The 25,904-nt window shown below is 56.4% G+C and carries 19 protein-coding genes and 7 tRNA genes; 4 read left to right on the top strand and 22 right to left on the bottom strand.

Features of this window, described 5'->3' with window-relative positions:
• Window positions 1-4: 4 nt before the first annotated feature.
• From AC6CWS_RS12900 to miaB, 10 genes are all read right to left on the bottom strand, one after another.
• A complete protein-coding gene (locus AC6CWS_RS12900) occupies window positions 5-1,675 on the bottom strand; it encodes a ShlB/FhaC/HecB family hemolysin secretion/activation protein (RefSeq protein ID WP_065882519.1) in 1,671 nt (556 codons plus the stop codon).
• Window positions 1,676-1,975: 300 nt separating this feature from the next.
• On the bottom strand, window positions 1,976-2,701 hold the full coding sequence (locus tag AC6CWS_RS12895; protein ID WP_004885898.1) for an amino acid ABC transporter ATP-binding protein: 726 nt from the start codon (window positions 2,699-2,701) through the stop codon (window positions 1,976-1,978).
• Window positions 2,701-3,375, bottom strand: a complete 675-nt coding sequence (gltK, locus tag AC6CWS_RS12890) for a glutamate/aspartate ABC transporter permease GltK (protein WP_002894707.1) — start codon at window positions 3,373-3,375, stop codon at window positions 2,701-2,703. Before gltK ends, AC6CWS_RS12895 begins: the two co-directional genes overlap by 1 nt.
• Window positions 3,375-4,115, bottom strand: coding sequence for an amino acid ABC transporter permease (locus tag AC6CWS_RS12885; protein WP_032455129.1), 741 nt, complete (start codon window positions 4,113-4,115; stop codon window positions 3,375-3,377). Before AC6CWS_RS12885 ends, gltK begins: the two co-directional genes overlap by 1 nt.
• 164 nt (window positions 4,116-4,279) lie before the next feature.
• Complete coding sequence (locus AC6CWS_RS12880; protein WP_023288842.1) at window positions 4,280-5,191, bottom strand: amino acid ABC transporter substrate-binding protein; 912 nt, start codon at window positions 5,189-5,191, stop codon at window positions 4,280-4,282.
• A gap of 355 nt (window positions 5,192-5,546) precedes the next feature.
• On the bottom strand, window positions 5,547-7,085 hold the full coding sequence (gene lnt / locus AC6CWS_RS12875; protein WP_065804702.1) for an apolipoprotein N-acyltransferase: 1,539 nt from the start codon (window positions 7,083-7,085) through the stop codon (window positions 5,547-5,549).
• Between the two features lie 128 nt (window positions 7,086-7,213).
• Window positions 7,214-8,092 carry a CNNM family magnesium/cobalt transport protein CorC gene (gene corC / locus AC6CWS_RS12870; protein WP_004197606.1) on the bottom strand — a complete coding sequence of 293 codons (879 nt, stop codon included), beginning with the start codon at window positions 8,090-8,092 and terminating at the stop codon, window positions 7,214-7,216.
• 146 nt (window positions 8,093-8,238) lie between these two features.
• Window positions 8,239-8,712, bottom strand: coding sequence for an rRNA maturation RNase YbeY (gene ybeY, locus AC6CWS_RS12865; protein ID WP_023288844.1), 474 nt, complete (start codon window positions 8,710-8,712; stop codon window positions 8,239-8,241).
• A complete protein-coding gene (locus tag AC6CWS_RS12860; RefSeq protein WP_004176871.1) occupies window positions 8,709-9,755 on the bottom strand; it encodes a PhoH family protein in 1,047 nt (348 codons plus the stop codon). Before AC6CWS_RS12860 ends, ybeY begins: the two co-directional genes overlap by 4 nt.
• Window positions 9,756-9,908: 153 nt before the next feature.
• A complete protein-coding gene (miaB, locus tag AC6CWS_RS12855) occupies window positions 9,909-11,333 on the bottom strand; it encodes a tRNA (N6-isopentenyl adenosine(37)-C2)-methylthiotransferase MiaB (protein ID WP_004885906.1) in 1,425 nt (474 codons plus the stop codon).
• A 179-nt stretch (window positions 11,334-11,512) separates the two neighbouring features.
• Here miaB and ubiF point away from each other — a divergent pair, with 179 nt between their 5' ends.
• Entirely contained in the window at window positions 11,513-12,688 is a 1,176-nt protein-coding gene (ubiF, locus tag AC6CWS_RS12850; protein ID WP_065882513.1) for a 3-demethoxyubiquinol 3-hydroxylase, read from the top strand.
• A gap of 118 nt (window positions 12,689-12,806) precedes the next feature.
• Here ubiF and AC6CWS_RS12845 read toward each other — a convergent pair.
• The 12 genes from AC6CWS_RS12845 to nagB form a co-directional block, all read right to left on the bottom strand.
• Window positions 12,807-12,881: transfer RNA gene (locus AC6CWS_RS12845), tRNA-Gln, on the bottom strand.
• A 76-nt stretch (window positions 12,882-12,957) separates the two neighbouring features.
• Window positions 12,958-13,032: transfer RNA gene (locus tag AC6CWS_RS12840), tRNA-Gln, on the bottom strand.
• A 47-nt stretch (window positions 13,033-13,079) separates the two neighbouring features.
• Window positions 13,080-13,156, bottom strand: a tRNA-Met gene (locus tag AC6CWS_RS12835).
• Between the two features lie 23 nt (window positions 13,157-13,179).
• Window positions 13,180-13,254, bottom strand: a tRNA-Gln gene (locus tag AC6CWS_RS12830).
• 36 nt (window positions 13,255-13,290) lie between these two features.
• Window positions 13,291-13,365 (bottom strand) — tRNA-Gln (locus AC6CWS_RS12825).
• 23 nt (window positions 13,366-13,388) lie between these two features.
• Window positions 13,389-13,473: transfer RNA gene (locus AC6CWS_RS12820), tRNA-Leu, on the bottom strand.
• Window positions 13,474-13,482: 9 nt separating this feature from the next.
• Window positions 13,483-13,559: transfer RNA gene (locus AC6CWS_RS12815), tRNA-Met, on the bottom strand.
• A gap of 237 nt (window positions 13,560-13,796) precedes the next feature.
• The gene (asnB, locus tag AC6CWS_RS12810; protein WP_032455135.1) at window positions 13,797-15,461 is read right to left on the bottom strand and encodes an asparagine synthase B; all 1,665 of its coding nucleotides are present in this window, start codon (window positions 15,459-15,461) and stop codon (window positions 13,797-13,799) included.
• Between the two features lie 279 nt (window positions 15,462-15,740).
• Window positions 15,741-16,493 (bottom strand): HAD-IIA family hydrolase, encoded by a 753-nt coding sequence (locus AC6CWS_RS12805; protein WP_023288846.1) that lies wholly within the window; start codon window positions 16,491-16,493, stop codon window positions 15,741-15,743.
• 119 nt (window positions 16,494-16,612) lie between these two features.
• The gene (gene nagC, locus AC6CWS_RS12800) at window positions 16,613-17,833 is read right to left on the bottom strand and encodes a DNA-binding transcriptional regulator NagC (RefSeq protein WP_032455136.1); all 1,221 of its coding nucleotides are present in this window, start codon (window positions 17,831-17,833) and stop codon (window positions 16,613-16,615) included.
• Window positions 17,834-17,841: 8 nt separating this feature from the next.
• The gene (gene nagA / locus AC6CWS_RS12795; protein ID WP_032455137.1) at window positions 17,842-18,990 is read right to left on the bottom strand and encodes an N-acetylglucosamine-6-phosphate deacetylase; all 1,149 of its coding nucleotides are present in this window, start codon (window positions 18,988-18,990) and stop codon (window positions 17,842-17,844) included.
• 114 nt (window positions 18,991-19,104) lie between these two features.
• Window positions 19,105-19,905, bottom strand: coding sequence for a glucosamine-6-phosphate deaminase (gene nagB / locus AC6CWS_RS12790; RefSeq protein WP_012542446.1), 801 nt, complete (start codon window positions 19,903-19,905; stop codon window positions 19,105-19,107).
• Window positions 19,906-20,221: 316 nt separating this feature from the next.
• Here nagB and nagE point away from each other — a divergent pair, with 316 nt between their 5' ends.
• The 3 genes from nagE to chiP all read left to right on the top strand — a co-directional run bounded on the left by nagE (window position 20,222) and on the right by chiP (window position 25,866).
• A complete protein-coding gene (gene nagE / locus AC6CWS_RS12785) occupies window positions 20,222-22,177 on the top strand; it encodes a PTS N-acetyl glucosamine transporter subunit IIABC (protein ID WP_023288849.1) in 1,956 nt (651 codons plus the stop codon).
• A 178-nt stretch (window positions 22,178-22,355) separates the two neighbouring features.
• Window positions 22,356-24,023: a glutamine--tRNA ligase gene (gene glnS, locus AC6CWS_RS12780; protein ID WP_065882511.1), complete on the top strand. Its 1,668-nt coding sequence runs from the start codon at window positions 22,356-22,358 to the stop codon at window positions 24,021-24,023.
• Between the two features lie 439 nt (window positions 24,024-24,462).
• The gene (gene chiP / locus AC6CWS_RS12775; protein ID WP_065882509.1) at window positions 24,463-25,866 is read left to right on the top strand and encodes a chitoporin ChiP; all 1,404 of its coding nucleotides are present in this window, start codon (window positions 24,463-24,465) and stop codon (window positions 25,864-25,866) included.
• Window positions 25,867-25,904: the final 38 nt, after the last annotated feature.

Below are 25,904 nucleotides of genomic sequence, written 5' to 3'. Positions count from 1 at the left end.
AAAACTAATACCTCCACTGTAATGAAAAACCCATATTCATGGCATCGCTATGAAAGTCATCAGGTTTACTGACAGGCGTGCCGATAAAAAAGTCATATTGCGTAGACGCTATTTCTCCGCGAATACCGCCGACCGCGCCTGAAAGGCTTTTTCCCTGCCGGGCGCGCTCGGTACCAATGATCCTGCCGAAGTCAAAGCCAAGATATACCTGCCGGTCGGGGGTGGGAATATTCCAGCTAAAATCATTGCGCCAGTACCAGCCCTGATTGGCCGAAAGCGTATTTTCACCATCAAAGCCGCGAACCGTCCAGCGATTGCCGATATTAAACTGGTTGTCCGAAGATAATATATCCGGGCTGAACTGGGCATGGAAACGCGGCATCCAGTTAAACTTATCGCCGGTTGCGGCAAACTGCACCAAGGCCTGTATATCGGCGTGAACAATGCGCGATTGATGGCTATATAAACCGCCTTTTTCCTCGGGGGTGGGGACGGAGCTCAGCCACGGCAGGCTGCGCTGAACGCCCAGGCTGGCGTCGATAATTTTCCTGTTGAAATAGTGCTGATGGCGCACGGTAAATTCCCAGACCGGATTTTGTTTACGCATCACATACAGCTCATCGCCGCCAAAGAAATAGTGCGAACTGCTCTTCGCTATGCGCAGATCGGCGGTCGTTTTTTGTTGTCGGGTATGCGAAAGCAGGCGGCTAACGGTCGCGCTGTAATAACGGTTTTTACTTTTATAGTCGATGCTTGACCATCTTCCTTTAAACTGCTGGCGGTACTGGCTGTAGGAGCCGTACAGGCTCAATGACCAATAACCAAAAGGCACGGAGTAGTAAAGGTTGCCGTTATGGTTGCCATCGTTGTGCTGGTTGAATTCAACGTCGCCGCCTGCCGAGATGGAAAGAATATCGTTCAATGAGGATAAATCGTAAAGGTATAGCGCGCCGCCGCCCTGATAGCGACCGCTGGCGCGGCTGCCTGCGTCATCAAGCCAGGCGCCAACCTGCCACTGTTTATCCATTACCCGGGCGATTTCAATATCACTTTCGCCAATATGTTCCCCGGGCCGCAGCTTCATATGGGCGCTGGCGCCAGGCAGGCGCTGCAGGTTAGCCATCCCTTGTTCAAGATCGCTGAGGCGCAGGATTTTACCGGTATGGGTGGGCATGGAGGTCCACAGGTTCGTCACGGCACTATTCGGCGCAAAATCAATATGCCCCGTTTTGCCATAAGTCAGCGTTATTTTGAGAATGCCCCCTTCTAGTGACTGAGAAGGGATATCGATCAGGGAAGTAATATACCCTTGCGTTATCAGTTCATTTTGTAGGGCGGTCGTCAGCAGGCGAATCCCTTCTATTCCGAGGCAATGGCCGGGCGCCTGGGCAGCGATCTTCCCGAGGAGGGCGGTGGTTTTTGCATTGTCCTCGGAGGCAATATCAACTTTCGTGATGTACCGACAGGTCGCTTCTTCGGGAAATATCAAGGTTTGCGTTTTCGCATAGGTGCGAGAAGATTGGTATTGCTGCTGATGGGGCATTAATGCGCTTTCACGGGCTTTATCCTGTTCTCCCTGGTTTACCGTGGCGGACTCAATACCCGCCCAGGCGGTAAAGCAGGTGAGCAAATTTAAACACAAAATAATGGCCAGTCTGTTGGTATTAGTCCACATGAAGCAATATCCGTTTGTTTCATTGAGTAAGATTATAATTAATGGTTATGCGCGGCATGAAATAGCCTGCGCGAGATATAGCAAGTCAATTGAAATATTCTTTTCAAGAAATTTAAACTCACGGGGATTATTACAAGATGCCGTATGCTAACGATGACGTGGCGGTTAATCTATCTAACGACCCCTGAATTCTTTGTGAAATTTTTACTTCACGTTGTGAAGCTGTCGCTTTGAGATGAAGCGATTGCAAAGGGGAGGGGCTGACAGGCGCGCACGGTGATATCGTGCGCGCCGCAGAAGTTAGTGCAGAATTTTGGCGAGGAAGTCTTTGGCGCGATCGGATTGTGGGTTAGCGAAGAACGCTTCTTTATCGGCGTCTTCGACAATCTTTCCTTCATCCATAAAGATCACCCGGTTGGCCACCTTGCGGGCGAAGCCCATTTCGTGGGTAACCACCATCATGGTCATCCCTTCGTTGGCCAGTTCCACCATGACGTCCAGTACCTCGTTGATCATCTCCGGGTCGAGCGCGGATGTAGGTTCATCAAACAGCATGGCGATCGGGTCCATGCACAGCGCACGGGCGATGGCCACGCGCTGCTGCTGGCCGCCGGAGAGCTGCGCCGGGTATTTTTCCGCATGCGCCGCCAGGCCCACGCGCTCCAGCAGCTTGAGACCCTTCTTGCGCGATGACGCTTTGTCACGATTGAGCACCTTTACCTGCGCCAGCGTCAGGTTGTCGATAATCGACAGGTGCGGGAACAGTTCAAAATGCTGAAACACCATTCCGACGTGCGAGCGCAGTTTGGCAAGATTGGTCTTTTTATCGTTAACCACGGTGCCATCGACGATAATCTGCCCCTGCTGCACCGGCTCAAGGCCGTTCACGGTTTTAATCAGTGTGGATTTACCGGAGCCTGACGGCCCGCAGACCACCACGACTTCGCCTTTTTTCACTTCCGTGGAGCAATCGGTCAGCACCTGAAAGTGACCATACCATTTTGAAACATTTTTCAGGGTAATCATTACACAGTCCTTTTCTTCAACCAGCTGACCAACAGCGAGGCGCTGAGGCTAATCACAAAATAGACGCCGCCCGCGAACAGGATCATTTCGACCTGGGTCCCGTCACGCTCGCCAATCGTCGAGGCGGTACGGAAGAAGTCGGCGAGGCTCAATACATACACCAGCGAGGTATCCTGGAAGAGGACGATCCCCTGGGTTAACAGCAGCGGCACCATGGCGCGGAAGGCCTGCGGCAGGATCACAAGCCGCATCGACTGCCAGTGGGTCATTCCCAGCGCCAGCGCGGCGCTCGACTGGCCGCGGGAGATGCTCTGGATGCCGGCGCGGATAATCTCCGAGTAGTAGGCGGCTTCGAACATCGAAAACGCCACCATCGCCGAGATCAGGCGAATATCCGTTTTCGGCGACAGTCCCAGCACGTTCTGCAGGAAGCCCGGGACAATCAGGTAGAACCACAGCAGAACCATCACCAGCGGGATGGAACGGAACACGTTAACGTAGGATTTAGCAAACCAGGCCAGCGGCAGAAAGCTGGACAGGCGCATTACCGCCAGCAGGGTGCCCCAGACGATACCGACCACGATGGCGATCACTGTGATCTTCAGGGTGATCACCAGCCCCGCCAGCAGGTAGGGCATGGAGGGAACGATCGAACTCCAGTCAAAATCGTACATTATTTGCCTCCCATATTGCCAGGCAGGCGAACCTTACGCTCGACCACATACATAATCAGCATAATCACCGCGTTGATGAAAACATAGGCCAGGGTGATGGCGGTAAAAGACTCCCAGGCATGAGCGGAGTAGTCCAGCAGTTTGCCCGCCTGCGCTGCCATATCTGCCAGACCGATGGTGGAGGCGATGGCCGAGTTTTTCACCAGGTTCATCATCTCTGAGGTCATCGGCGGCACGATAACGCGATAGGCGTTCGGCAGCAGCACGTAGCGGTAGGTTTGCGGCAGGGTCAACCCCATCGCCAGACCGGCGTTCTTTTGCCCGCGCGGCAGCGACTGGATAGCGGCGCGTACCTGCTCGCAGACGCGAGCGGCGGTAAACAGCCCCAGGCACAGCATCGAGGAGACAAAGAACTGAATGTTTGGGTCCAGCTCCGATTTAAACCACATGCCGATATTTTCCGGCAGGAATTCCGGCACCACCAGGTACCAGGTAAAGAACTGCACGATCAGCGGCACGTTGCGAAACAGTTCGACATAGCAGGTGCCAATCCCTGAGAGCAGACGATTGGGCACCGTGCGCAAAATACCGAACAGCGAGCCGACGAGAAAAGCGATGATCCAGGCCGAGATGGAGAGGGCGACGGTGATCTGAAAACCGCTCCACAGCCAGCCCAGGTAGGTAGTGTTGCCGAAGGGGGCCTGTTGCAGGAATATCCCCCAGTTCCAGTCTATTGACATACATGACTCCTGGAAAAAAAAGGGTAGCCATTGCTACCCTCGAAGACGGTTGTCCAGCTTGTTTCGGTATTCGCGGCGGCTGGGGAACGACCAGCCGCCGTATAGTCTGTCCGTGCTGTGACAACCATCGGGAGGGCAGGATATCCCGCCCCTGGTTGTTATAATTAGTTCAGTGCTTTGTCATTAGGTGATTTGAACAGCGCTTTCATGTCGTCCGACAGCTCGAAGTTCAGGTTAAGATTTTTTGGCGGAATCGGGTTTTTGAACCATTTATCGAACCACTTCGCCGCTTCGCCAGAGGTCTGGGCCTGGGCAACGGTTTCATCGACCAGCGCCTTGAAGGCCGGATCGTCCTTACGCAGCATGCAGCCATAGGCTTCTTTCGACTGCGCGGTGCCGACGATTTCCCAGTTATCCGGTTTCTTCGCCTTGGCGCGTTCGCCGGCCAGCAGAGCGTCATCCATCATAAAGGCCACCGCGCGTCCGCTCTCCAGGGTGCGGAAAGAGTCGCCATGATCTTTGGCGCTGATGATGCGCATATTCATTTTTTTCTCATCGTTCAGCTTATGCAGCAGGATCTCTGAGGTGGTCCCGGAGGTGACAACGACCGCTTTATCCTTCAGGTCCGGGAAATCTTTGATCGGGCCGCCTTTCTTCACCAGCAGACGAGTGCCGACGACGAAGATAGTATCGGAGAAGGCCGCCTGTTTCTGGCGCTCGAGGTTGTTGGTGGTTGAGCCGCACTCGAAATCAAAGGTGCCATTCTGCAGCAGCGGGATACGATTCTGCGAGGTAACCGGGATCAGTTTGACCTGCAGATCGGGTTTGTTCAGTTTTTTCTTGATGGCATCGACGATGGCGTTGGAGTAGTCCTGAGAGTAACCCACAACCTTCTGTTGGTTATCGTAGTAAGAGAAAGGGACGGAAGATTCGCGATGGCCGACAACGATAACGCCATTTTTCGCGATCTTATCCAGAGTGCTCTGGCCAGCCGCCGGGGCAGCATCTTCCGCCTGCGCCAGACCAGCGGTCATTCCCATTACCAGCATTGCCGTGGCCAGTTTACGTAATTGCATATCCAACTCCTTATCCGCAGCGTCACCGACGCTATTGATACCCATTGTGATTGTGTGTGTTGTTATTGGGGGCACGCATCCACGTGCCGCATTTGTATGTGTTTGTTAGCATTTAGTTTGGCTTAATGTAAAGATTTTGCTGTTTTATTGTTTATTTTTGCGAAGCGCTCCGCACCAATCGGAGGCAAATATCTTCCATTGCACCAAAATAGCGCGACCGCCGATCGTTTATGGTGCAACCCGGTTGCACTGGGCCAGAGGACGGCGCTACCCGATTAAATAAAGCAATGACTGTGCCAGGGTGGCAAATGACGGGAAGAAAAAAAGCCGACGACGGGCGTCGCCGGCAGAGCATTTATCGGCGACGCTGACGCAGGCTCATCAGCAGCGCGCCGAAGCCGAGCAGCGCCGTCAGCGCCCACAGCGGCCAGTTGCCAGTGCGGGCGTAAGGGGTCAAGCCGCTGGTGGGCGTCACGGTGGTGGTCAACACCTCGCGGGTAAACTGCGGGATCATCTTCTGAATCTCGCCGCGCGGGCCGATGACGGCGGTAATGCCGTTGTTGGTGCTGCGCAGCAGCGGGCGGGCCAGCTCCAGGGCGCGCATCCGCGCCATCTGGAAGTGTTGCCACGGGCCGATGGACTTGCCGAACCAGGCGTCGTTGGAGATGGTCAGCAGGAAGTCGGTGTCCGGACGGAAGTTATCCCGCACCTGTTCCCCGAGGATGATCTCGTAGCAGATGGCCGCGGTCAGCTTGAGGTTATGCGCCATCAGCTGCGGCTGCACATAGGGACCGCGGCTGAAGGAGGACATCGGCAGGTCGAAGAATGGCGCCAGCGGACGCAGAATCGACTCCAGCGGTACAAACTCGCCGAACGGCACCAGATGGTTCTTGTTGTAGCGGTTGGTCGAGTCGTAGCGGTACGGGTTATCTTTGCCGAGGGTAATGATGGTGTTGTAGGTGTCGTAGCGGTTCTGCTTATTGAGACGCGCGTCGACGATGCCGGTGATCAGTGAGCTGTCTTTTGCGCGCAGCAGATCGTCCATCATGCTGAGGAACTGCTGCTGGTTGATCTCGAGATCCGGGATCGCCGATTCGGGCCAGATAATCAGCTGCGAGTGGCCGATATGCGGCTGGGTCAGCGCCAGATAGGTTTTCAGAGTGTTAACCAGCTGCTTCTCGTCCCACTTCATGGCCTGCGGGATATCGCCTTGCACCAGCGAGACCTGCGTCGCACGCGCCGGCAGCAGCTGATACCACTGGATATAGCGCAGCGGGAACGGCAGGGCGAACAGCAGCGCGGCAATGACCAGCGGCTTCCCGTTGCGCTGCACGAGTGCCAGGGCCAGCAGGCCGCTTACCATCATCAGCAGGAAGTTGATCGCCTCGACGCCCATTACCGGCGCCAGGCCTTTCAGCGGGCCGTCAATCTGGCTGTAGCCGAACTGCAGCCACGGAAAACCGGTCAGCACCCAGCCGCGCAGGAACTCGGTGATCTGCCAGACGACGGGAGCGGCGATCGCTACCCGCAGCCAGCTGGTTTTGGGCCACAGACGGGCGAGCAGGCCGGCAAACAGGCCGGTGTAGAGCGAGAGATAGGCCGCCAGCAGCACGACGAGGAAGACGTTAACCGGGCCCGGCATACCGCCAAACTGCGCGATGCTGACATAGACCCAGTTGATACCCGTGCCGAACAGGCCGAGACCCCAGAAATAGCCGATGCCGGCGCTTTGCAGCGGGCGGCGGTTGAGGGTTAACGCCTGCAGACCGACCAGCGAAATAATCGCCGCGGGCCAGAAGTCATAAGGTGAAAAAGCCAGCGTTCCGCTGGCTCCGAATAGCAGCGCCAGCAGCAGACGTACGCGCTGGCGTTCAAGAAGAGAGGCAAATACCATTTAGGCTAATCGTCCCGTTAATTAACGCCTGTTGCCACAGGCTATGCTGTTTGCCAGCCGGGGGAGGGGACAACCGGGGATCGCCCACGGTCTGTCTCCCGGCTGGCCGTGACCTTCAGCGCCGCCGCTTACTCTTCCAGCTTCGGCTGGGGAGCGTCATCCGGCAGCTTAACATGCACCTGAATGATACGACGACTATCTGCCATTGCTACCTTGAATTGGTAACCATCAATGTCGATAGATTCGCCGCGAGCCGGCAGGTGGCCAAAGGCCTGCATTACCAGCCCGCCAATGGTATCCACTTCTTCATCGCTGAAGTGCGTATCGAAGGCGTCGTTGAAGTCTTCGATGGAGGCCAGGGCGCGTACCGTCCATGTATGGCGGCTCAGCTGGCGGAAATCGATATCTTCTTCTTCGTCGTACTCGTCTTCAATTTCCCCGACGATGAGCTCAAGGATATCCTCGATGGTCACCAGACCGGAGACGCCGCCGAATTCGTCAATAACGATCGCCATATGGTAGCGCTGTGAGCGAAACTCTTTCAGCATGCGGTCGACCCGCTTGCTTTCCGGAACGACAACCGCCGGCCGTAACACTTTTTCCATGCTGAAGGCTTCGGCGTCGCTGCGCATAAACGGCAGCAGATCCTTGGCCATCAGAATCCCTTCGATGTGATCTTTATCCTCACTGATGACCGGGAAGCGCGAGTGGGCGGATTCGATGATGACATCGAGGCACTCGTCCAGCGTCTGATTGCGTTTCAGGGTAATCATTTGTGAACGGGGGATCATAATGTCGCGGACCCGCTGGTCGGCGATATCCATTACCCCTTCGAGCATGTCACGCGTATCTTCATCGATAAGATCGTTCTGCCCGGAATCACGGATCAGCGCCAGCAGTTCATCGCGGTTTTTCGGTTCCCCGTGAAAGAGCTGGCTGAGTAACAGGGAGAAAAATCCCTTTTTGCTGTTTACTGTGTCACTACTGTGTGAATTGTCGTCGCTCATGGCGTCGTTTGGGTTCTCATGTTGATTTAATGTCGCTCGTCGCGCGTAAACTCAGCGCCGGACGGCATGGGTTGCCTGACGTTCAGGCGGGTAAAATGCATGAACAGCGGCCGGATGAGGCGCAAGCGCCACGATCCGGCAGGGGGCTATTCAGCAATCTTCTCGGAAATGTACGGGTCCTCATAGCCCAGAGCAAGCATTATCTCTGTTTCGAGGGCTTCCATCTCTTCCGCTTCGTCATCTTCGATGTGATCGTAGCCCAGCAGATGCAGGCTGCCGTGAACCACCATATGCGCCCAGTGCGCCTCCAGCGGCTTCCCTTGCTCGCTGGCTTCCTGCTCCACCACCTGACGGCAAATGATCAGATCGCCGAGCAGCGGCATTTCAATCCCCGGCGGCGCTTCAAACGGGAAAGAGAGGACGTTGGTCGGTTTATCCTTGCCGCGATAGGTCAGGTTCAGCTCATGGCTTTCTGCAACGTCGACCAGACGAATCGTTAACTCTGACTCCTCCTGAAACGGCGGAATGACGGCGTCGACCCAGCGTTGAAAAAGGGCTTCGTCCGGCAGGCCGCTGGTCTCTTCGCAGGCCAGCTGTAAATCGAGGATCACCTGACTCATTTTTGCTCCTGTTCCTGGGCTTCGCGTTTGCGCTCGGCGGCTAGTTCTGCTTTACGTTTCTGGTCTGCGGCTTCCCATGCCTCATAGGCGTTCACGATGCGGGCGACCACCGGATGGCGGACCACGTCTTCGCTATGGAAGAAGTTAAAGCTGATCTCATCGACTTCCGCCAGCACTTCGATGGCGTGGCGCAGACCGGATTTGGTGCTGCGCGGCAGGTCAATCTGCGTGATGTCGCCGGTGATCACCGCCTTGGAGTTAAAGCCGATGCGGGTCAGGAACATCTTCATCTGCTCGATGGTGGTGTTCTGGCTTTCATCAAGAATGATAAAGGCGTCATTCAGCGTCCGTCCGCGCATATAGGCCAACGGAGCCACTTCGATGACGTTACGCTCAATCAGCTTTTCCACCTTCTCAAAGCCGAGCATCTCGAACAGCGCGTCGTACAGCGGGCGCAGATACGGGTCGACCTTCTGGCTCAGATCGCCGGGCAGGAAGCCGAGCTTTTCGCCCGCCTCGACGGCCGGACGGGTCAGCAGAATGCGGCGGATCTCCTGGCGCTCCAGCGCATCGACCGCCGCCGCCACCGCCAGATAGGTTTTCCCGGTACCTGCCGGACCCACGCCGAAGGTGATGTCGTGATCGAGGATATTGGCGATGTACTGCGCCTGGTTCGGCGTACGCGGTTTGATCACCCCGCGCTTGGTCTTGATATTGACGGCTTTTCCGTACTCCGGCACGCTCTCGGCGCTCTGCTCCAGCACGCGCGCCTCTTTAATCGCCAGATGGATCTGCTCTGGTTCAATATCCTGAATCTGACCGCGCATCGGCGCCGTGTCGACATACAGGCTGCGCAGAATATCGGCGGCGGCGTGCACGCATAGGGCGCGTCCGGTCAGTTTAAAATGATTGTCACGGCGGTTGATCTCAATGCCTAACCGACGCTCCAGCTGTTTGATGTTGTCGTCAAACGGGCCGCACAGGGCTAACAGGCGTGCGTTATCCGCTGGCTCCAGGGTAATTTCACGAGTGTCTATGTTCAAACTGTTCCTCTTTACGCAGGTGGCCGGACGCGGCGCGTGGCCGGCTAATCAGGAAATTATTTACGTCACAGGAAAATGGCGCAAGCATTGCTGTAGATATAGGGACGGAGAGAGGAATTACAAGGCCTGCCGGAACCGACAGGCCTGAAGGGATCACGGCTGATAGATACCCACGCCAAGATCGTTCTCTTTACGGGTGCGGGCAATCACTGATTCAGGTGATTCAGCGATACGCAGACCCATCTCCGCTTCGGTGCGCACGATTTTGCCGCGCAGCGAGTTGGTGTAAACATCGACAATTTCGACATCCACAAACTTGCCGACGAGGTCCGGGGTGCCTTCAAAGTTGACCACCCGGTTGTTCTCCGTACGTCCGGAAAGCTCCATGATGTTTTTGCGCGACGTGCCTTCCACCAGGATGCGCTGTACCGTGCCGAGCATGCGACGGCTCCAGGCCATCGCCTGCTGGTTGATGCGCTCCTGCAGAATATACAGACGCTGTTTCTTATCGGCATCCGGCACGTCGTCAACCATATCGGCCGCCGGGGTGCCCGGGCGGGCGGAGAAGATAAAGCTGTAGCTCATATCGAAATTGACGTCGGCGATAAGCTTCATTGTCTTTTCGAAATCTTCCGTAGTTTCGCCGGGGAAGCCGACGATAAAGTCGGAGCTTATCTGAATATCCGGACGCGCTTCACGCAGCTTGCGAATAATCGCTTTATACTCCAGCGCAGTATGGGTGCGTCCCATCAGGTTCAGTACGCGGTCGGAGCCGCTTTGCACCGGCAGGTGCAGGAAGCTCACCAGCTCCGGCGTATCGCGATAGACGTCGATGATATCGTCGGTAAATTCGATCGGGTGGCTGGTGGTGAAGCGAATGCGGTCGATGCCGTCGATAGCGGCGACCAGGCGCAGCAGATCGGCAAAGCTGCCGGTAGTGCCGTCGTAGTTCTCGCCGCGCCAGGCGTTCACGTTCTGGCCCAGCAGGTTGACTTCACGCACGCCCTGCGCCGCCAGTTGGGCGATTTCAAACAGGATATCGTCGCACGGGCGGCTGACTTCTTCTCCGCGGGTGTAGGGCACCACGCAGTAGGTGCAGTATTTGTTGCAGCCTTCCATAATCGAGACAAAGGCGGTCGGGCCTTCGGCGCGCGGTTCTGGCAGGCGATCGAATTTTTCAATTTCCGGGAAGCTGATATCAACCACCGGGCTGCGGTTGCCGCGCACGGAGTTAATCATCTCCGGCAGGCGGTGCAGGGTTTGCGGTCCGAAAATAATATCGACATAGTGCGCGCGCTGACGAATATGGTCGCCTTCCTGGGAAGCCACGCAGCCGCCCACGCCAATAATCAGGTCCGGGTTCTTCTCTTTCAGCAGCTTCCAGCGGCCAAGCTGATGGAAAACTTTTTCCTGGGCCTTCTCACGAATTGAGCAGGTATTGAGCAACAGCACATCTGCTTCTTCCGCCACTTCGGTCAGTTGATACCCATGTGTCGCATCCAGCAGATCGGCCATCTTTGATGAATCATACTCGTTCATCTGACAGCCCCAGGTTTTAATATGGAGTTTTTTTGTCATTGACTTGCTCATGCTCAGTAATAGATATCCAAAACGCGGGGATATATACAGGGTGAATTTCGCATTCCAGGGCGCGTATTGTAATGCTTTGGTCGCCCCCTGACCAGTGCGAGCGTTATCACCGCAAGAGGGCGAAAAATCCGGTAAACTTAACGGATTCTGCTTTAAGGATAATAGCCATGACAATTCACGCAACAGATGTCGCCATCGTGGGCGGCGGCATGGTCGGCGGCGCCCTGGCGTTGGGGCTGGCGCAACAGGGATTTACCGTGACGGTGCTTGAGAAAACGGCGCCTCCGGCTTTCGATCCGGCATCCGCCCCGGATGTGCGGATCTCGGCGATCAGCGCGGCCTCGGTCGGCCTGCTGAAAAGCCTTGGCGTCTGGGATGCCGTGCGGGCGATGCGCGTCCACGCTTACCGTCGTCTGGAGACCTGGGAGTGGGAGAGCGCCCACGTCGCCTTTGACGCCGCCGAGCTTAAGCTGCCGGAGCTGGGCTATATGGTCGAGAACAAGGTCCTGCAGTGGGGCCTGTGGCAAGCGCTGACGGCGCACGAAGGGGTTACCCTGCGCGTTGGCGGCGAACTGGAGGCGATGCAGCGCGGCGAGGCGGAGACGGCGTTGCGTTTACGCGACGGGGAGACGATCCACGCCCAGCTGGTTATCGGCGCCGACGGCGCCAGCTCTCAGGTGCGGGAGATGGCCGGCATCGGCGTGCATGCCTGGCAATATCAGCAATCCTGTATGCTCATTAGCGTCCAATGCGCCGACGATCCCGGCGACAGCACCTGGCAGCAGTTTACCCCCAGCGGACCGCGCGCTTTCCTGCCGCTGTTCGACAACTGGGCCTCGCTGGTGTGGTATGACGCCCCGGCGCGGATCCGTCAGCTGCAGGGCATGTCCATGCCCCAGCTCCAGCAGGAGATCGCCCGCCATTTCCCGGCGCGTCTCGGGCGGGTGACGCCGCAGGCGGCCGGCGCCTTCCCGCTCACCCGGCGTCATGCGCTGCAGTATGTTCAGCCTGGTCTGGCGCTGGTGGGCGATGCGGCGCACACCATTCATCCGCTGGCGGGGCAGGGGGTTAACCTTGGCTACCGTGATGTCGACGCCCTGCTGGAGGTCCTGACGCAAGCGCGCGGCCGCGGCGAAGAGTGGGCCAGCCTGCCGGTGCTCAAGCGCTACCAGGGGCGGCGGCGGGCGGATAATTTTATTATGCAGTCGGGGATGGATCTGTTTTACGCCGGATTCAGCAATGACCTGGCGCCGGTGCGGATGCTGCGCAATATTGGCCTGATGGCGGCCGAACGCGCCGGGGTGCTGAAGCGTCAGGCGCTGAAGTATGCGTTAGGCTTGTAAACCGGCGTCGCGGGCAGGGGCGTCGTGGAAAGCGCCTGCCCGGCAGTCAGTGATGCGCCAGGATGGCAAAACGCCAATAACAAAAAAGCCCACCGAGGTGGGCTTTTTTGCATTGAAGTGGCTGGGGTACGAGGATTCGAACCTCGGAATGCCGGAATCAGAATCCGGTGCCTTACCGCTTGGCGATACCCCAATTGTCTGTTGCATTTAACCGTCAACATCCCGGTTTTAGCGCAACAGTGCGTTCATTGCTGAACGACTTTTTAATTTGGCTGGGGTACGAGGATTCGAACCTCGGAATGCCGGAATCAGAATCCGGTGCCTTACCGCTTGGCGATACCCCAACAAATTGTTTGCGGATTTATCGATGTGTATCGATACGTCCCGAATATGGTGGCTACGACGGGATTCGAACCTGTGACCCCATCATTATGAGTGATGTGCTCTAACCAGCTGAGCTACGTAGCCAAATTGTCTTACTGTTTCTTCGATGGCTGGGGTACCTGGATTCGAACCAGGGAATGCCGGTATCAAAAACCGGTGCCTTACCGCTTGGCGATACCCCAATACCGTCGCGGTGAACCGCAAATATCGAAGAAATATGGCTGGGGTACCTGGATTCGAACCAGGGAATGCCGGTATCAAAAACCGGTGCCTTACCGCTTGGCGATACCCCATCCGTACAACGCTGACTGGTGAATGGTGCGGGAGGCGAGACTTGAACTCGCACACCTTGCGGCGCCAGAACCTAAATCTGGTGCGTCTACCAATTTCGCCACTCCCGCAAAAAAAGATGGTGGCTACGACGGGATTCGAACCTGTGACCCCATCATTATGAGTGATGTGCTCTAACCAGCTGAGCTACGTAGCCATCTTTTTTTCGCGTAACCTTATCGGCGTTGCGGGGCGCATTATGCGTATTGGGCCTGCGAGCGTCAACCTCTTTTTCAAGGAAAATCGTTGTAATGTGACTGTTTGGTTAGGTTGCGAACAGCTCGCTGCAATAATCGGCAATTATTGGTTATTTATCGTTTTTCAGCGGCATAAATCCCGCAAAAAGAAAACGGACCCCGGAGGGTCCGTTTCGCGTTTCATCGCCTGTCAGGGCTTATTTATAGGCCGACTGGTGGACGCCCACCGCGCGGCCTGACGGATCGTTCATGGTTTTGAACGCTTCATCCCATTCAATGGCTTTGGCAGAAGAGCAGGCCACCGACGGACCGCCAGGGACACACTCCGCCGCGCTTGGCAGCGGGAACAGCTCTTCGAAGATCTCGCGGTACAGATAGCCTTCTTTGGAGGTCGGCGTGTTGTACGGGAAGCGGAAGCTTGCGGTTTCCAGCTGCTGGTCGCTGATCTGTTTCGCGGCCACTTCTTTCAGCGTATCGATCCAGCTGTAGCCTACGCCGTCAGAGAATTGCTCCTTCTGGCGCCAGGCCACGCTGGCCGGCAGGTAGGATTCAAAACATTCGCGCAGGATATGTTTTTCCATTTTGCCGTTGCCGCACATCTTATCCTGCGGGTTGATGCGCATCGCCACGTCGAGGAACTTCTTATCGAGGAACGGCACGCGGGCTTCCACGCCCCAGGCGGACATCGCTTTGTTGGCGCGAGCGCAGTCAAACATATGCAGCGCCTGCAGCTTACGCACCGTCTCTTCGTGCAGTTCTTTGGCGTTCGGCGCCTTATGGAAGTAGAGGTAGCCGCCGAACACTTCGTCCGAGCCTTCGCCGGAAAGCACCATTTTGATGCCCATGGCTTTAATTTTACGTGACATCAGGTACATCGGCGTCGAAGCGCGAATGGTGGTCACATCGTAGGTTTCGATGTGATAGATAACGTCGCGGATCGCATCCAGCCCTTCCTGAACGGTAAAGTGAATTTCATGGTGCACGGTGCCGAGGTGGTTAGCCACTTCCTGCGCCGCTTTCAGGTCGGGAGAGCCTTCCAGACCGACCGCGAAGGAGTGCAGCTGCGGCCACCAGGCTTCGCTACGCTCCTGATCTTCGACGCGACGGGCGGCGAATTTCTTGGTGATGGCGGAGATGACCGAAGAATCAAGGCCGCCGGAGAGCAGCACGCCGTAGGGCACGTCGGACATCAGGTGGCTTTTCACCGACTCTTCCAGCGCCTGACGCAGCTCGTTCTTATCGGTAACGTTGTCTTTTACCGCGTCGTAATCGAACCAGTCGCGCTGATAGTACTGGCGAATTTCACCGTCTTTGCTCCACAGGTAGCTGCCCGCCGGGAACTCTTTAATGGTGCGGCACACCGGCACCAGGGCTTTCATTTCTGAGGCGACGTAGAAGTTGCCGTGTTCGTCATGGCCCATATACAGCGGAATAATACCGATATGGTCGCGACCAATTAAGTACGCGTCTTTTTCGCTGTCGTACAGGGCGAAGGCGAACATCCCCTGCAGGTCGTCGAGGAACGCCGGGCCTTTTTCCTGATACAGCGCGAGGATCACTTCGCAGTCGGAGCCGGTCTGGAACTGATAGCGATCGCCATATTCCGCGCGCAGCGCCTGATGGTTGTAGATTTCGCCGTTAACGGCCAGCGCATGGGTTTTTTCGGCGTTGTACAGCGGCTGGGCGCCGGCGTTGACGTCGACAATCGACAGGCGCTCGTGCGCCAGAATCGCTTTGTCGCTGGCATACACGCCAGACCAGTCCGGACCGCGATGGCGCATCAGGCGGGAAAGCTCCAGCGCCTTTTTACGCAGCTCGCCTGCGTCAGTTTTAATATCCAGTACGCCAAAAATAGAACACATAGCCTTCTCCATTACCCTGTCGTGTTTGATGTTGTGCTGGCTTCGTCTCGTGGCGAAGCCTGAGTGCGTGCTTAAGAAAATGCCGTAAAGGGGGAGCCGGCGCAAGGGTTTTACGGCCGGAAAAAGAAAAAACGCAACTACGATTGTTGAATAGTAAAAAAAGAGTATCTTTTGAACGGCTTTATTGAAGAATACGCAATTATAAGCCGTTTTTATTAGATGGGGGGGCTTTTAGCAGGCGTCAGAAATGAACAACCACGTCCTGAGACGTGGCTGGCATTAGAAAATATCGATTTCCGCGACGGAAGGGTAGATCCACGACGGGCGGAACGGCATGCTGTCGATGTCGTCGAGGGTCGAGACGCCGGAGAGCACCAGAATGGTCTCCAGCCCCGCCTGGAAGCCGGCCAGAATGTCGGTGCGCAGATTGTCGCCGACGATCACCGTCTGTTCGGAGTGGGCCTGCATTTTGTTCAGCGCTGAGCGGATGATCCACGGGCTGGGTTTACCGACGTAAAACGGCTTACGGCCGGAGATCTTCTCGATCCCGGCGCACAGAGCGCCGCAGGCCGGGTAGAAGCCGCGACCGTGAGTATCCGGGTTGGTGGCAATGAAGCGGGCGCCATTGGCGACAAAGAAGGCCGCCTTATGCATCATTTCCCAGTTAAAGGAGCGGGTTTCCCCGACGATGACAAAATCCGGGTTGACATCGGTAATGGTAAAGCCGGCTTTATACAGCTCGTGGATCAGCGCCCCTTCACCCACCACATAGGCTTTCTTGCCTTCCTGGCGGCGCAGAAAATCGGCCGTCGCCATTGCCGAGGTGTAAAAGGCGCTATCCGGCACCTCAATCCCGGCGGTGGCGAAACGGTTCGCCAGATCCTGGCCGGTTTGCGACGGGTAGTTGGTCAGCATCACCAGCGGCATGCCTTTATCGAGGATGCGCTTGATAAACTCGGCAGCGCCGGGAACGGCGACGTTATCGTGCATCAGCACGCCGTCAATATCACAAATTATGTTTTGAATGGTCATGGTGGGTCCAGAATCATTAACAAAGACGAAACTATACGCGTCAGCGATGCGGTTTCACACCTCTGACGGGCGATGCCCGCCAGTGACAGAGCGACGCGCTTATCTATAAAGGGGGGCGATTAGCTCTCAAGCAAGCGCTGCAGCAGCGTGCCATTGAGCATGGCGCGTTTGACCAGCGCGAAGGCGCCAATCGCTGAGCGATGATCGAGGGTGGAGCGCACCACCGGCAGGTTCTTACGAAACGCCTTCAGCGCCTGGGCGTTAATGCAGCCCTCAATGGCCGGGAGCAACACTTTCTCGGCTTCCACAATTTCGCCGGCGACGACGATTTTTTGCGGATTGAACAGGTTGATGGCGATGGCGATCGTTTTTCCGAGGTGACGCCCTACGTACTCGATCACCTCGCAGGCCAGGGCATCGCCCTTGTTGGCCGCTTTGCAGATGGTTTTGATCGTGCAGTCATCGAGGGTCAGGCGGCTCTGGTAGCCCTGGTCCAGCAGATGGCGAACGCGATGTTCGATGGCGGCGTTCGCCGCGACGGTCTCCAGGCAGCCGAAGTTGCCGCAGTGGCAGCGTTCACCCAGCGGATCGACCTGAATATGGCCAATTTCGCCCACGTTGCCGTTACGGCCAATAAAAATGCGTCCGTTGGAGATGATCCCCGCCCCGGTGCCACGGTGCACGCGCACCAGTATGGAGTCTTCGCAGTCCTGGCTTGCGCCAAAATAGTGCTCGGCCAGCGCCAGACTGCGGATATCGTGCCCGACAAAGCAGGTAACGTTGAAGCGTTTTTCCAGCGCCCCGACCAGGCCCCAGTTTTCCACCGCAATGTGCGGCATATAGCGGATCACGCCGCTTTCTGGATCCACCAGCCCCGGTAGGATCACCGAGATGGCGATCAGCTCGCGGATTTTGCGCTGACAGTTTTCGATAAAAGTGGCGATGATATTCAGCAGGGCGTGTTCCAGCGTTTCCTGGGTGCGCTCGGGCAGCGGGAAATGCTCCTCCTCCAGGGTCTTGCTGCTTAAATCATAGAGGGTTAGGGTGGCGTCATAGCGGCCAAGGCGCACGCCAATGGCGTTGAAGTTACGCGTCTCCGCAATGATGGAGATGGCGCGGCGCCCCCCGGTGGAGGCCTGCTGATCGACTTCTTTGATCAGGCCGCGCTCAATAAGCTGACGCGTGATTTTGGTCACGCTGGCAGGGGCAAGCTGGCTTTGTTCCGCGATCTGAATGCGCGAGATAGGCCCATGCTGGTCAATCAGGCGGTACACGGCCGCGCTGTTCAGTTGTTTTACGAGGTCAACGTTACCAATTTGAGCTTGTCCGCCTGCTGTCATACTTTTACTTACTCAGTGACGACCTCGTTACCATTAACGATGGTCTTGGTGATTTTATAATCGCGTGTAAAGGCGGTCAGGTTAGCGACCATACCCGGCGCAATGCTGCCGAGCTGCTTGTCCACACCAATGGCGCGCGCGGGATAGAGCGTCGCCATCCGCAATACTTCGTCCAGCGCCACACCGCAATGCTCAACCAGATTACGCACCCCTTCAATCATGGTCAGGGAAGATCCGCTGAGGGTGCCGTTTTCATCTACGCACAGCCCGTTGCGGTAGTATATTGTTTTCCCGGCAAAAATGAACTGGTCAATATTCGCCCCCGCCGGCGCGGTGGCGTCGGTGACCAGGCACAGTTTGTCGCCTTTCAGGCGCTTGGCGTTGCGCACGTTGGCGTAATCGACGTGCATCCCGTCGACAATAATACCGCAGTAGACATCCGGCTCGTCAAAAATCGCCCCGGCCAGACCCGGTTCGCGGCCGGTAATGTAGGGCATCGCATTATACAGGTGGGTAGCGAAGGTAATGCCCGCGCGGAAGCCCACTTTCGCCTCTTTCAGCGTGGCGTTGGAGTGGCCCGCGGAGACGACTATCCCGGCGGCGACCAGTTTGCGGATCACTTCCGGCTCGACGCGCTCAGGGGCGAGGGTCACTTTGGTGATCACATCGGCGTTATCGCACAGGAAATCGACCAGCGCCGCGTCCGGTTTACGCACGTAGTCGGGATTGTGGGTGCCTTTCTTAACGATATTCAGCCACGGTCCTTCAAGATGCAGACCCAGCGCCTGGTTCGGGTGCTTTTGCAGGTATTCGCGCATCACGCGGACGCCTTGCTTCATCAGATCGTCGCTGGAGGTAATCAGCGTCGGCAGGAAGCTGGTGCAGCCTGAGCGTTCGTTGGCCTTCTGCATGATCTCCAGCGTTTCGACAGTGACCGCGTCAGGGCTGTCGTTAAACTGCACGCCGCCGCAGCCGTTGAGCTGGACGTCGATAAAACCGGGGGCGAGGATCGCGCCGTTGACTGAGCGCTGCTCGATGTCAGACGGCAAATCTGCCAGCGGACAAAGACGTTCGATAAGGCCATTAGCGATAACAACCGCATGGTCATCGAGAATTTCATGACCGGTATAAACCCGGCCCTGGGTTAATGCATACATTACGACCCCCGGTATATACGCCTCATCAGGCCCGGGAACGTTCGTTTGCCGCCGGCCTGATGATGCATACAAAGAAAAAGATGGTCCCGCGCAAAGTCGCGGGACGCGACTACATTACAGACCTTTAATATTTTCAGCTTCTAATTCGTTGAAATATTTCAGCGTCTTCACTTTCAGCTCCATGGTGGACGGTTCGTCGCAGACGATCACCGCCTTCGGATGCAGCTGCAGACAGGTAATGGTCCACATGTGGTTGACGTTACCTTCAACTGCCGCCTGCAGCGCCAGCGCTTTCTGATGGCCCAGCACCAGAATCATGACTTCTTCTGCATCCAGCAGGGTGCCCACGCCGACGGTCAGCGCATATTTCGGCACCAGATCCACGTCGCCGTCGAAGAAGCGGGAGTTCGCCACACGGGTGTCATGGGTCAGGGTCTTAATACGGGTGCGGGACGCCAGAGAAGAGGCCGGTTCGTTGAACGCGATGTGGCCATCGTTGCCCACGCCGCCCATAAACAGGTGGATTTTACCGTAGGAACGAATTTTTTCTTCATAGCGACGGCATTCCGCATCGATGTCCGGCGCGTTACCATTCAGCAGGTTGATATTTTCTGCCGGAATATCAACGTGGTCAAAGAAATTACGGTGCATGAAGCTATGATAGCTTTCCGGATGCTCTTTCGGCAGGCCAACGTATTCATCCATGTTGAAGGTGACAACGTGCTTGAAGCTAACCTGGCCTGCTTTATGCATTTCAACCAGCGCCTTGTAGGCGGTGAGCGGGGTGCCGCCGGTGGGCAGACCCAGCACGAACGGACGGTCCGCGGTTGGTTTGAATGCATTAATGCGGTTCACGATATGGCGGGCAGCCCATTTACCGACCTGCTCAGCGGTTACCAGGGGGATCAGTCTCATTCTTCACCTCTATAGTTAAAAGTAGAATCTGGCGGATTGGCGCCAGCACTCTGAGGAGAGTATTGCAGCAACTGCGCCGACCGGGGTCAATCCGTGTTGATTTTTTGAATGATAAAATAAGTTTTCGATGTTAGCCAGTCTAAGGGAGGGGTGAATACGATATTTGGTGATAATTATCACAAAAAATACCCGTTTAATTTGCGATACGAATTAATTTTTCACACACTTTGCCGGTAAGTGATAAAACCGACCTTGTTACACAATAAAAAAGTGGCTTTGAAAATGAGCCTCATCGGGGTCTCATAGGGGGAATAAGATGAATATTTTAGGTTTCTTTCAGCGACTGGGTAGGGCGTTACAGCTCCCTATCGCAGTGCTGCCGGTCGCGGCATTGCTGCTGCGTTTCGGGCAACCAGACCTGTTGAATGTACCCTTCATCGCGCAAGCGGGTGGGGCTATCTTTGACAACCTGGCGCTGATCTTTGCTATCGGTGTGGCGTCAAGCTGGTCCAAGGATAACGCCGGTTCTGCGGCGCTGGCCGGGGCAGTAGGTTATTTCGTGATGACCAAAGCGATGGTCACCATCAATCCGGAAATCAACATGGGCGTACTGGCCGGTATCATTACCGGTCTGGTAGCAGGGGCGGTGTACAATCGCTGGGCCGGCATCAAGCTGCCGGACTTCCTGAGCTTCTTCGGCGGCAAACGCTTCGTGCCGATCGCCACCGGCTTCTTCTGTTTGATCCTCGCGGCGCTCTTCGGCTACGTCTGGCCGCCGGTGCAGCACGCTATCCATGCGGGCGGCGAGTGGATCGTTTCCGCAGGGGCGCTGGGTTCCGGTATCTTCGGCTTTATCAACCGTCTGCTGATCCCGACCGGTCTGCATCAGGTGCTGAACACCATCGCCTGGTTCCAGATTGGTGAGTTCACGAACGCCGCAGGCGCCGTGTTCCACGGCGACATCAACCGCTTCTACGCCGGCGACGGCACCGCGGGGATGTTCATGTCCGGCTTCTTCCCGATCATGATGTTTGGTCTGCCGGGCGCGGCGCTGGCGATGTATCTGGCCGCTCCGAAAGCGCGTCGTCCGATGGTGGGCGGTATGCTGCTGTCCGTTGCCATCACCGCGTTCCTGACCGGGGTAACCGAGCCGCTGGAATTCCTGTTCATGTTCCTGGCTCCGCTGCTGTACCTCCTGCACGCGGTACTGACCGGTATCAGCCTGTTCATCGCAACGGCGCTGGGCATTCATGCGGGCTTCTCCTTCTCCGCAGGCGCTATTGACTACGTGCTGATGTACAGCCTGCCGGCCGCCAGCAAAAACGTCTGGATGCTGCTGGTGATGGGCGTGGTGTTCTTCTTCGTCTACTTCCTGCTGTTCAGCGCGGTGATCCGCATGTTCAACCTGAAAACGCCGGGTCGTGAAGACAAAGCCGCTGACGTGGTTACGGAAGAAGCGAACAGCAACACTGAAGAAGGCCTGACCCAGCTGGCGACCAGCTATATCGCCGCAGTGGGCGGAACGGACAACCTGAAAGCGATTGACGCCTGTATCACCCGTCTGCGCCTGACCGTGGGCGATTCGGCGAAAGTCAACGACGCCGCCTGTAAACGTCTCGGCGCGTCCGGGGTGGTGAAACTGAATAAGCAAACCATCCAGGTTATCGTCGGCGCGAAGGCAGAGTCTATCGGCGATGAGATGAAAAAAGTGGTGACCCGCGGCCCGGTAGCGGCAGCGGCAGCCGCACCGGCTGGCAACGTCGCCACCGCAGCGCCCGCGGCTAAACCGCAGGCGGTAGCGAACGCGAAGACCGTTGAGTCGCTGGTTTCGCCGATTACCGGTGACGTGGTGGCCCTCGAACAGGTGCCGGACGAAGCCTTCGCCAGCAAAGCCGTCGGCGACGGTATCGCGGTGAAACCGACCAGCAACATCGTGGTGGCCCCGGCCGCCGGTACCGTGGTGAAAATTTTCAACACTAACCACGCGTTCTGCCTCGAAACCAACAACGGTGCGGAAATCGTTGTCCACATGGGTATCGACACCGTGGCGCTGGAAGGCAAGGGCTTCAAACGTCTGGTTGAAGAGGGCGCGGACGTGAAGGCGGGCGAGCCGATTCTGGAAATGGATCTGGACTTCCTCAACGCCAACGCGCGCTCGATGATTAGCCCGGTGGTCTGCAGCAACAGCGATGACTACAGCGCGCTGGTGATACTGGCGAGCGGTAAGGTCGTTGCCGGCCAGACGCCGCTGTATGAGATTAAAGGCAAGTAAGGCTCCTGAGTCGAGTTTATGCCTCAGCGGCGAAGGGAAACCTTCGCCGCTTTTTTTTGCAGCAATCGGCCCCGTAATCCTCTTCTGATACCTATTTTACGTAACTAATAGTTGTCACTACGCCCTGCTTGTAAGATCATGTGCCGTTATACGTTGTTTACGCTTTGAGGAACCCGTGATGAGTGAGGCAGAAGCCCGCCCGACTAACTTTATCCGTCAGATCATTGATGAAGATCTGGCTACCGGTAAGCACACCACCGTTCACACCCGCTTCCCGCCGGAGCCGAACGGTTATCTGCACATTGGCCATGCGAAATCCATCTGCCTGAACTTCGGCATCGCCCAGGATTATCAGGGCCAATGCAACCTGCGTTTCGATGACACCAACCCGGTGAAAGAAGATATCGAATACGTGGAGTCGATTAAAAACGACGTGCAGTGGTTAGGTTTCCACTGGTCCGGGGACGTTTGCTACTCGTCTGACTACTTTGATCAGCTGCATCAGTATGCGGTTGAGCTGATCAACAAAGGCCTGGCCTATGTTGATGAACTCTCTCCTGATGAAATTCGTGAATATCGCGGCACCCTGAAAGCGCCGGGTAAGAACAGCCCGTATCGCGACCGCAGCGTGGAAGAAAACCTGGTGCTGTTCGAAAAAATGCGCAGCGGCGGCTTCGAAGAGGGCAAGGCCTGCCTGCGCGCGAAGATCGATATGGCGTCGCCGTTCATCGTGATGCGCGATCCGGTGCTGTACCGCATTAAGTTCGCTGAGCATCATCAGACCGGCAACAAGTGGTGCATCTACCCGATGTACGACTTCACCCACTGCATCAGCGATGCGCTGGAAGGCATTACCCACTCGCTGTGTACCCTGGAGTTCCAGGACAACCGTCGTCTGTACGACTGGGTGCTGGACAACATCAGCATCCCGGTTCACCCGCGCCAGTACGAATTCTCGCGCCTGAATCTTGAATACACGGTGATGTCCAAGCGTAAGCTGAACCAGCTGGTGACCGAGAAGCACGTGGAAGGCTGGGACGATCCGCGGATGCCGACCATCTCCGGTCTGCGTCGTCGCGGCTACACCGCCGAATCCATCCGCGAATTCTGCAAGCGCATCGGCGTGACCAAGCAGGACAACACTATTGAGATGGCGTCGCTGGAGTCCTGCATTCGCGAAGATCTCAACGAAAACGCGCCGCGCGCGATGGCAGTGATCGATCCGGTGAAACTGGTTATCGAGAACTACCCGCAGGGCGAAAGCGAAATGGTGGCGATGCCGAACCATCCGAACAAGCCGGAGATGGGCAGCCGCGAAGTGCCGTTCAGCGCGGAAATCTGGATCGACCGCGCGGACTTCCGTGAAGAAGCCAACAAGCAGTACAAGCGTCTGGTGCTGGGCAAAGAAGTGCGTCTGCGCAACGCCTACGTCATCAAAGCGGAACGCGTGGAGAAAGATGCCGAAGGCAATATCACCACTATCTTCTGCACCTACGATGCCGACACCCTGAGTAAAGATCCGGCTGACGGCCGCAAGGTCAAAGGCGTGATCCACTGGGTGAGCGCGGCGCATGCGCTGCCGGTAGAGATCCGTCTCTACGATCGCCTGTTCAGCGTACCAAACCCGGGTGCAGCGGAGGATTTCCTCGCGGTGATCAATCCGGAATCGCTGGTGATCAAACAGGGTTACGCGGAGCCGAGCCTGGCGCAGGCGGAAGCCGGTAAAGCTTACCAGTTTGAGCGTGAAGGTTACTTCTGCCTCGACAGCCGCTATGCAACCGCAACCAGTCTGGTGTTTAACCGCACCGTCGGTCTGCGCGATACCTGGGCGAAAGCGGGCGAATAACCGTTTCCCTACCGTCAAAGCGCCGCACTCTGCGGCGCTTTTTTTGTTTCAGAATCAGCCAATTACTCTTTTTATTTTCGCGAAGCGAATTAATTCTGTTTCAAACCGGAAATAAATAACGCTTCTGATATTTCCTGTCTCATACAAAAAACCAATGTAATCGCTTTCAGGTTTTACGTTTTTCCCTGATTTTGCAATGACTTCCATGACAAAATTATCAGAGATAAGACTGTAACAAAACGACATAAATTATGTGCGCTTTGTCATAATCTTAAGCTTTGCCTCACGAAAAACATTGATAATTCGCGTCACGAAAAATAGTCTATCTACAGTGGTTTCGCGGCCTTTTTCACCGCCCCACATTTTGCAGTGTTATTTATTTTTTTTAGCGAATGACCCCCTGGTCTTCGCCTTTTAAAACGTCAAAGAGGATATGCACATGCGTACGTTTAGTGGCAAACGTAGTACGCTGGCGCTGGCTATTGCCGCCGTCACCGCGATGTCGGGCTGGGTTGTGATTCCGCAGGCCAGCGCAGCAGGCTTTATCGATGATTCTACTTTAACCGGCGGTATCTATTACTGGCAGCGTGAGCGTGACCGTAAAGATGTGGCCGACGGCGACAAATACAAAACCAACCTTTCCCACTCCACCTGGAACGCCAACCTGGACTTCCAGTCCGGCTATGCCGCCGATATGTTTGGCCTTGATATTGCGGCGTTTACCGCGATTGAAATGGCGGAGAACGGCGACAGCGGCCACCCGAACGAAATCGCCTTCTCGTCGCGTAACAAAGCCTATGACGAAGACTACTCCGGCGATAAGAGCGGCATCAGCCTGTATAAAGCCGCTGCGAAATTCAAATACGGTCCGGCGTGGGCGCGCGCGGGCTACATCCAGCCAACCGGTCAGACCCTGCTGGCGCCGCACTGGAGCTTTATGCCGGGTACCTATCAGGGGGCGGAAGCCGGGGCCAACTTCGACTATGGCACCGCGGGCGCGTTAAGTTTCTCCTATATGTGGACGAACGAGTATAAAGCGCCATGGCATATCGAGATGGATGATTTCTACCAGAACGATAAGAAGACCAAAGTCGATTATCTCCACTCCGTCGGCGCCAAATATGATTTCAAAAACGACCTGGTGCTGGAGGCGGCATTTGGTCAGGCTCAGGGCTATATCGATCAGTACTTTGCTAAAGCCAGCTACAAGTTTGACGTCGCCGGCGCGCCGTTGAGCACCAGCTACCAGTTCTACGGCACTCGCGATAAGGTCAGCAACGGCGGGGTCAACGACATCTATGACGGCACCGCATGGCTGCAGGCGTTAACCTTTGGCTATAAAGTGGCGGATGTGCTGGATCTGCGTCTGGAAGGGACCTGGGTGAAGGCCGATGGCCAGCAGGGCTACTTCCTGCAGCGTATGACCCCGACCTACGCCTCCTCCAACGGTCGTCTCGATATCTGGTGGGATAACCGCTCCGACTTCAACGCCAACGGCGAAAAAGCGGTCTTCTTCGGCGCGATGTATGACATGAAAAACTGGGATATGCCGGGCTGGGCGTTTGGCGCGTCTTATGTGTACGCCTGGGATGCGAAGCCGGGCAAAATGTCCTCCCCGGACGCCTACTATGACGCTGATTACCGTCTGAAAGAGTCGGCCTACAGCCTGGATGCGCTGTATACCGTGCAGGAAGGCCGGGCGAAGGGCACGCTGTTTAAACTGCACTTTACCCAGTACGACAACCATTCCGATATTCCGAGCTGGAGCGGCGGCTACGGCAACATCTTCCAGGATGAGCGCGACGTGAAGTTCATGGTTATCGCCCCGTTCACAATTTTCTGATGCCTGCGCGGCGGGCGTGAGCCTGCCGCACCTCTGGG

This window comes from Klebsiella sp. M041 (assembly GCF_059759695.1).
The sequence above is the reverse complement of the archived record's forward strand: the minus strand, read 5'-3'. Positions and strand labels throughout refer to the sequence as shown.

Coding starts and splice junctions, on each gene's coding strand:
- AC6CWS_RS12885 (WP_032455129.1), bottom strand. CDS start 4,115: ATGTCAATAGACTGGAACTGGGGGATATTCCTGCAACAGGCCCCCTTC.
- AC6CWS_RS12880 (WP_023288842.1), bottom strand. CDS start 5,191: ATGCAATTACGTAAACTGGCCACGGCAATGCTGGTAATGGGAATGACC.
- corC (WP_004197606.1), bottom strand. CDS start 8,092: ATGAGCGACGACAATTCACACAGTAGTGACACAGTAAACAGCAAAAAG.
- lnt (WP_065804702.1), bottom strand. CDS start 7,085: ATGGTATTTGCCTCTCTTCTTGAACGCCAGCGCGTACGTCTGCTGCTG.
- nagB (WP_012542446.1), bottom strand. CDS start 19,905: ATGAGACTGATCCCCCTGGTAACCGCTGAGCAGGTCGGTAAATGGGCT.
- AC6CWS_RS12805 (WP_023288846.1), bottom strand. CDS start 16,493: ATGACCATTCAAAACATAATTTGTGATATTGACGGCGTGCTGATGCAC.
- nagC (WP_032455136.1), bottom strand. CDS start 17,833: ATGACAGCAGGCGGACAAGCTCAAATTGGTAACGTTGACCTCGTAAAA.
- nagA (WP_032455137.1), bottom strand. CDS start 18,990: ATGTATGCATTAACCCAGGGCCGGGTTTATACCGGTCATGAAATTCTC.
- ubiF (WP_065882513.1), top strand. CDS start 11,513: ATGACAATTCACGCAACAGATGTCGCCATCGTGGGCGGCGGCATGGTC.
- chiP (WP_065882509.1), top strand. CDS start 24,463: ATGCGTACGTTTAGTGGCAAACGTAGTACGCTGGCGCTGGCTATTGCC.
- asnB (WP_032455135.1), bottom strand. CDS start 15,461: ATGTGTTCTATTTTTGGCGTACTGGATATTAAAACTGACGCAGGCGAG.
- nagE (WP_023288849.1), top strand. CDS start 20,222: ATGAATATTTTAGGTTTCTTTCAGCGACTGGGTAGGGCGTTACAGCTC.
- ybeY (WP_023288844.1), bottom strand. CDS start 8,712: ATGAGTCAGGTGATCCTCGATTTACAGCTGGCCTGCGAAGAGACCAGC.
- glnS (WP_065882511.1), top strand. CDS start 22,356: ATGAGTGAGGCAGAAGCCCGCCCGACTAACTTTATCCGTCAGATCATT.
- AC6CWS_RS12895 (WP_004885898.1), bottom strand. CDS start 2,701: ATGATTACCCTGAAAAATGTTTCAAAATGGTATGGTCACTTTCAGGTG.
- AC6CWS_RS12900 (WP_065882519.1), bottom strand. CDS start 1,675: ATGTGGACTAATACCAACAGACTGGCCATTATTTTGTGTTTAAATTTG.
- miaB (WP_004885906.1), bottom strand. CDS start 11,333: ATGACAAAAAAACTCCATATTAAAACCTGGGGCTGTCAGATGAACGAG.
- gltK (WP_002894707.1), bottom strand. CDS start 3,375: ATGTACGATTTTGACTGGAGTTCGATCGTTCCCTCCATGCCCTACCTG.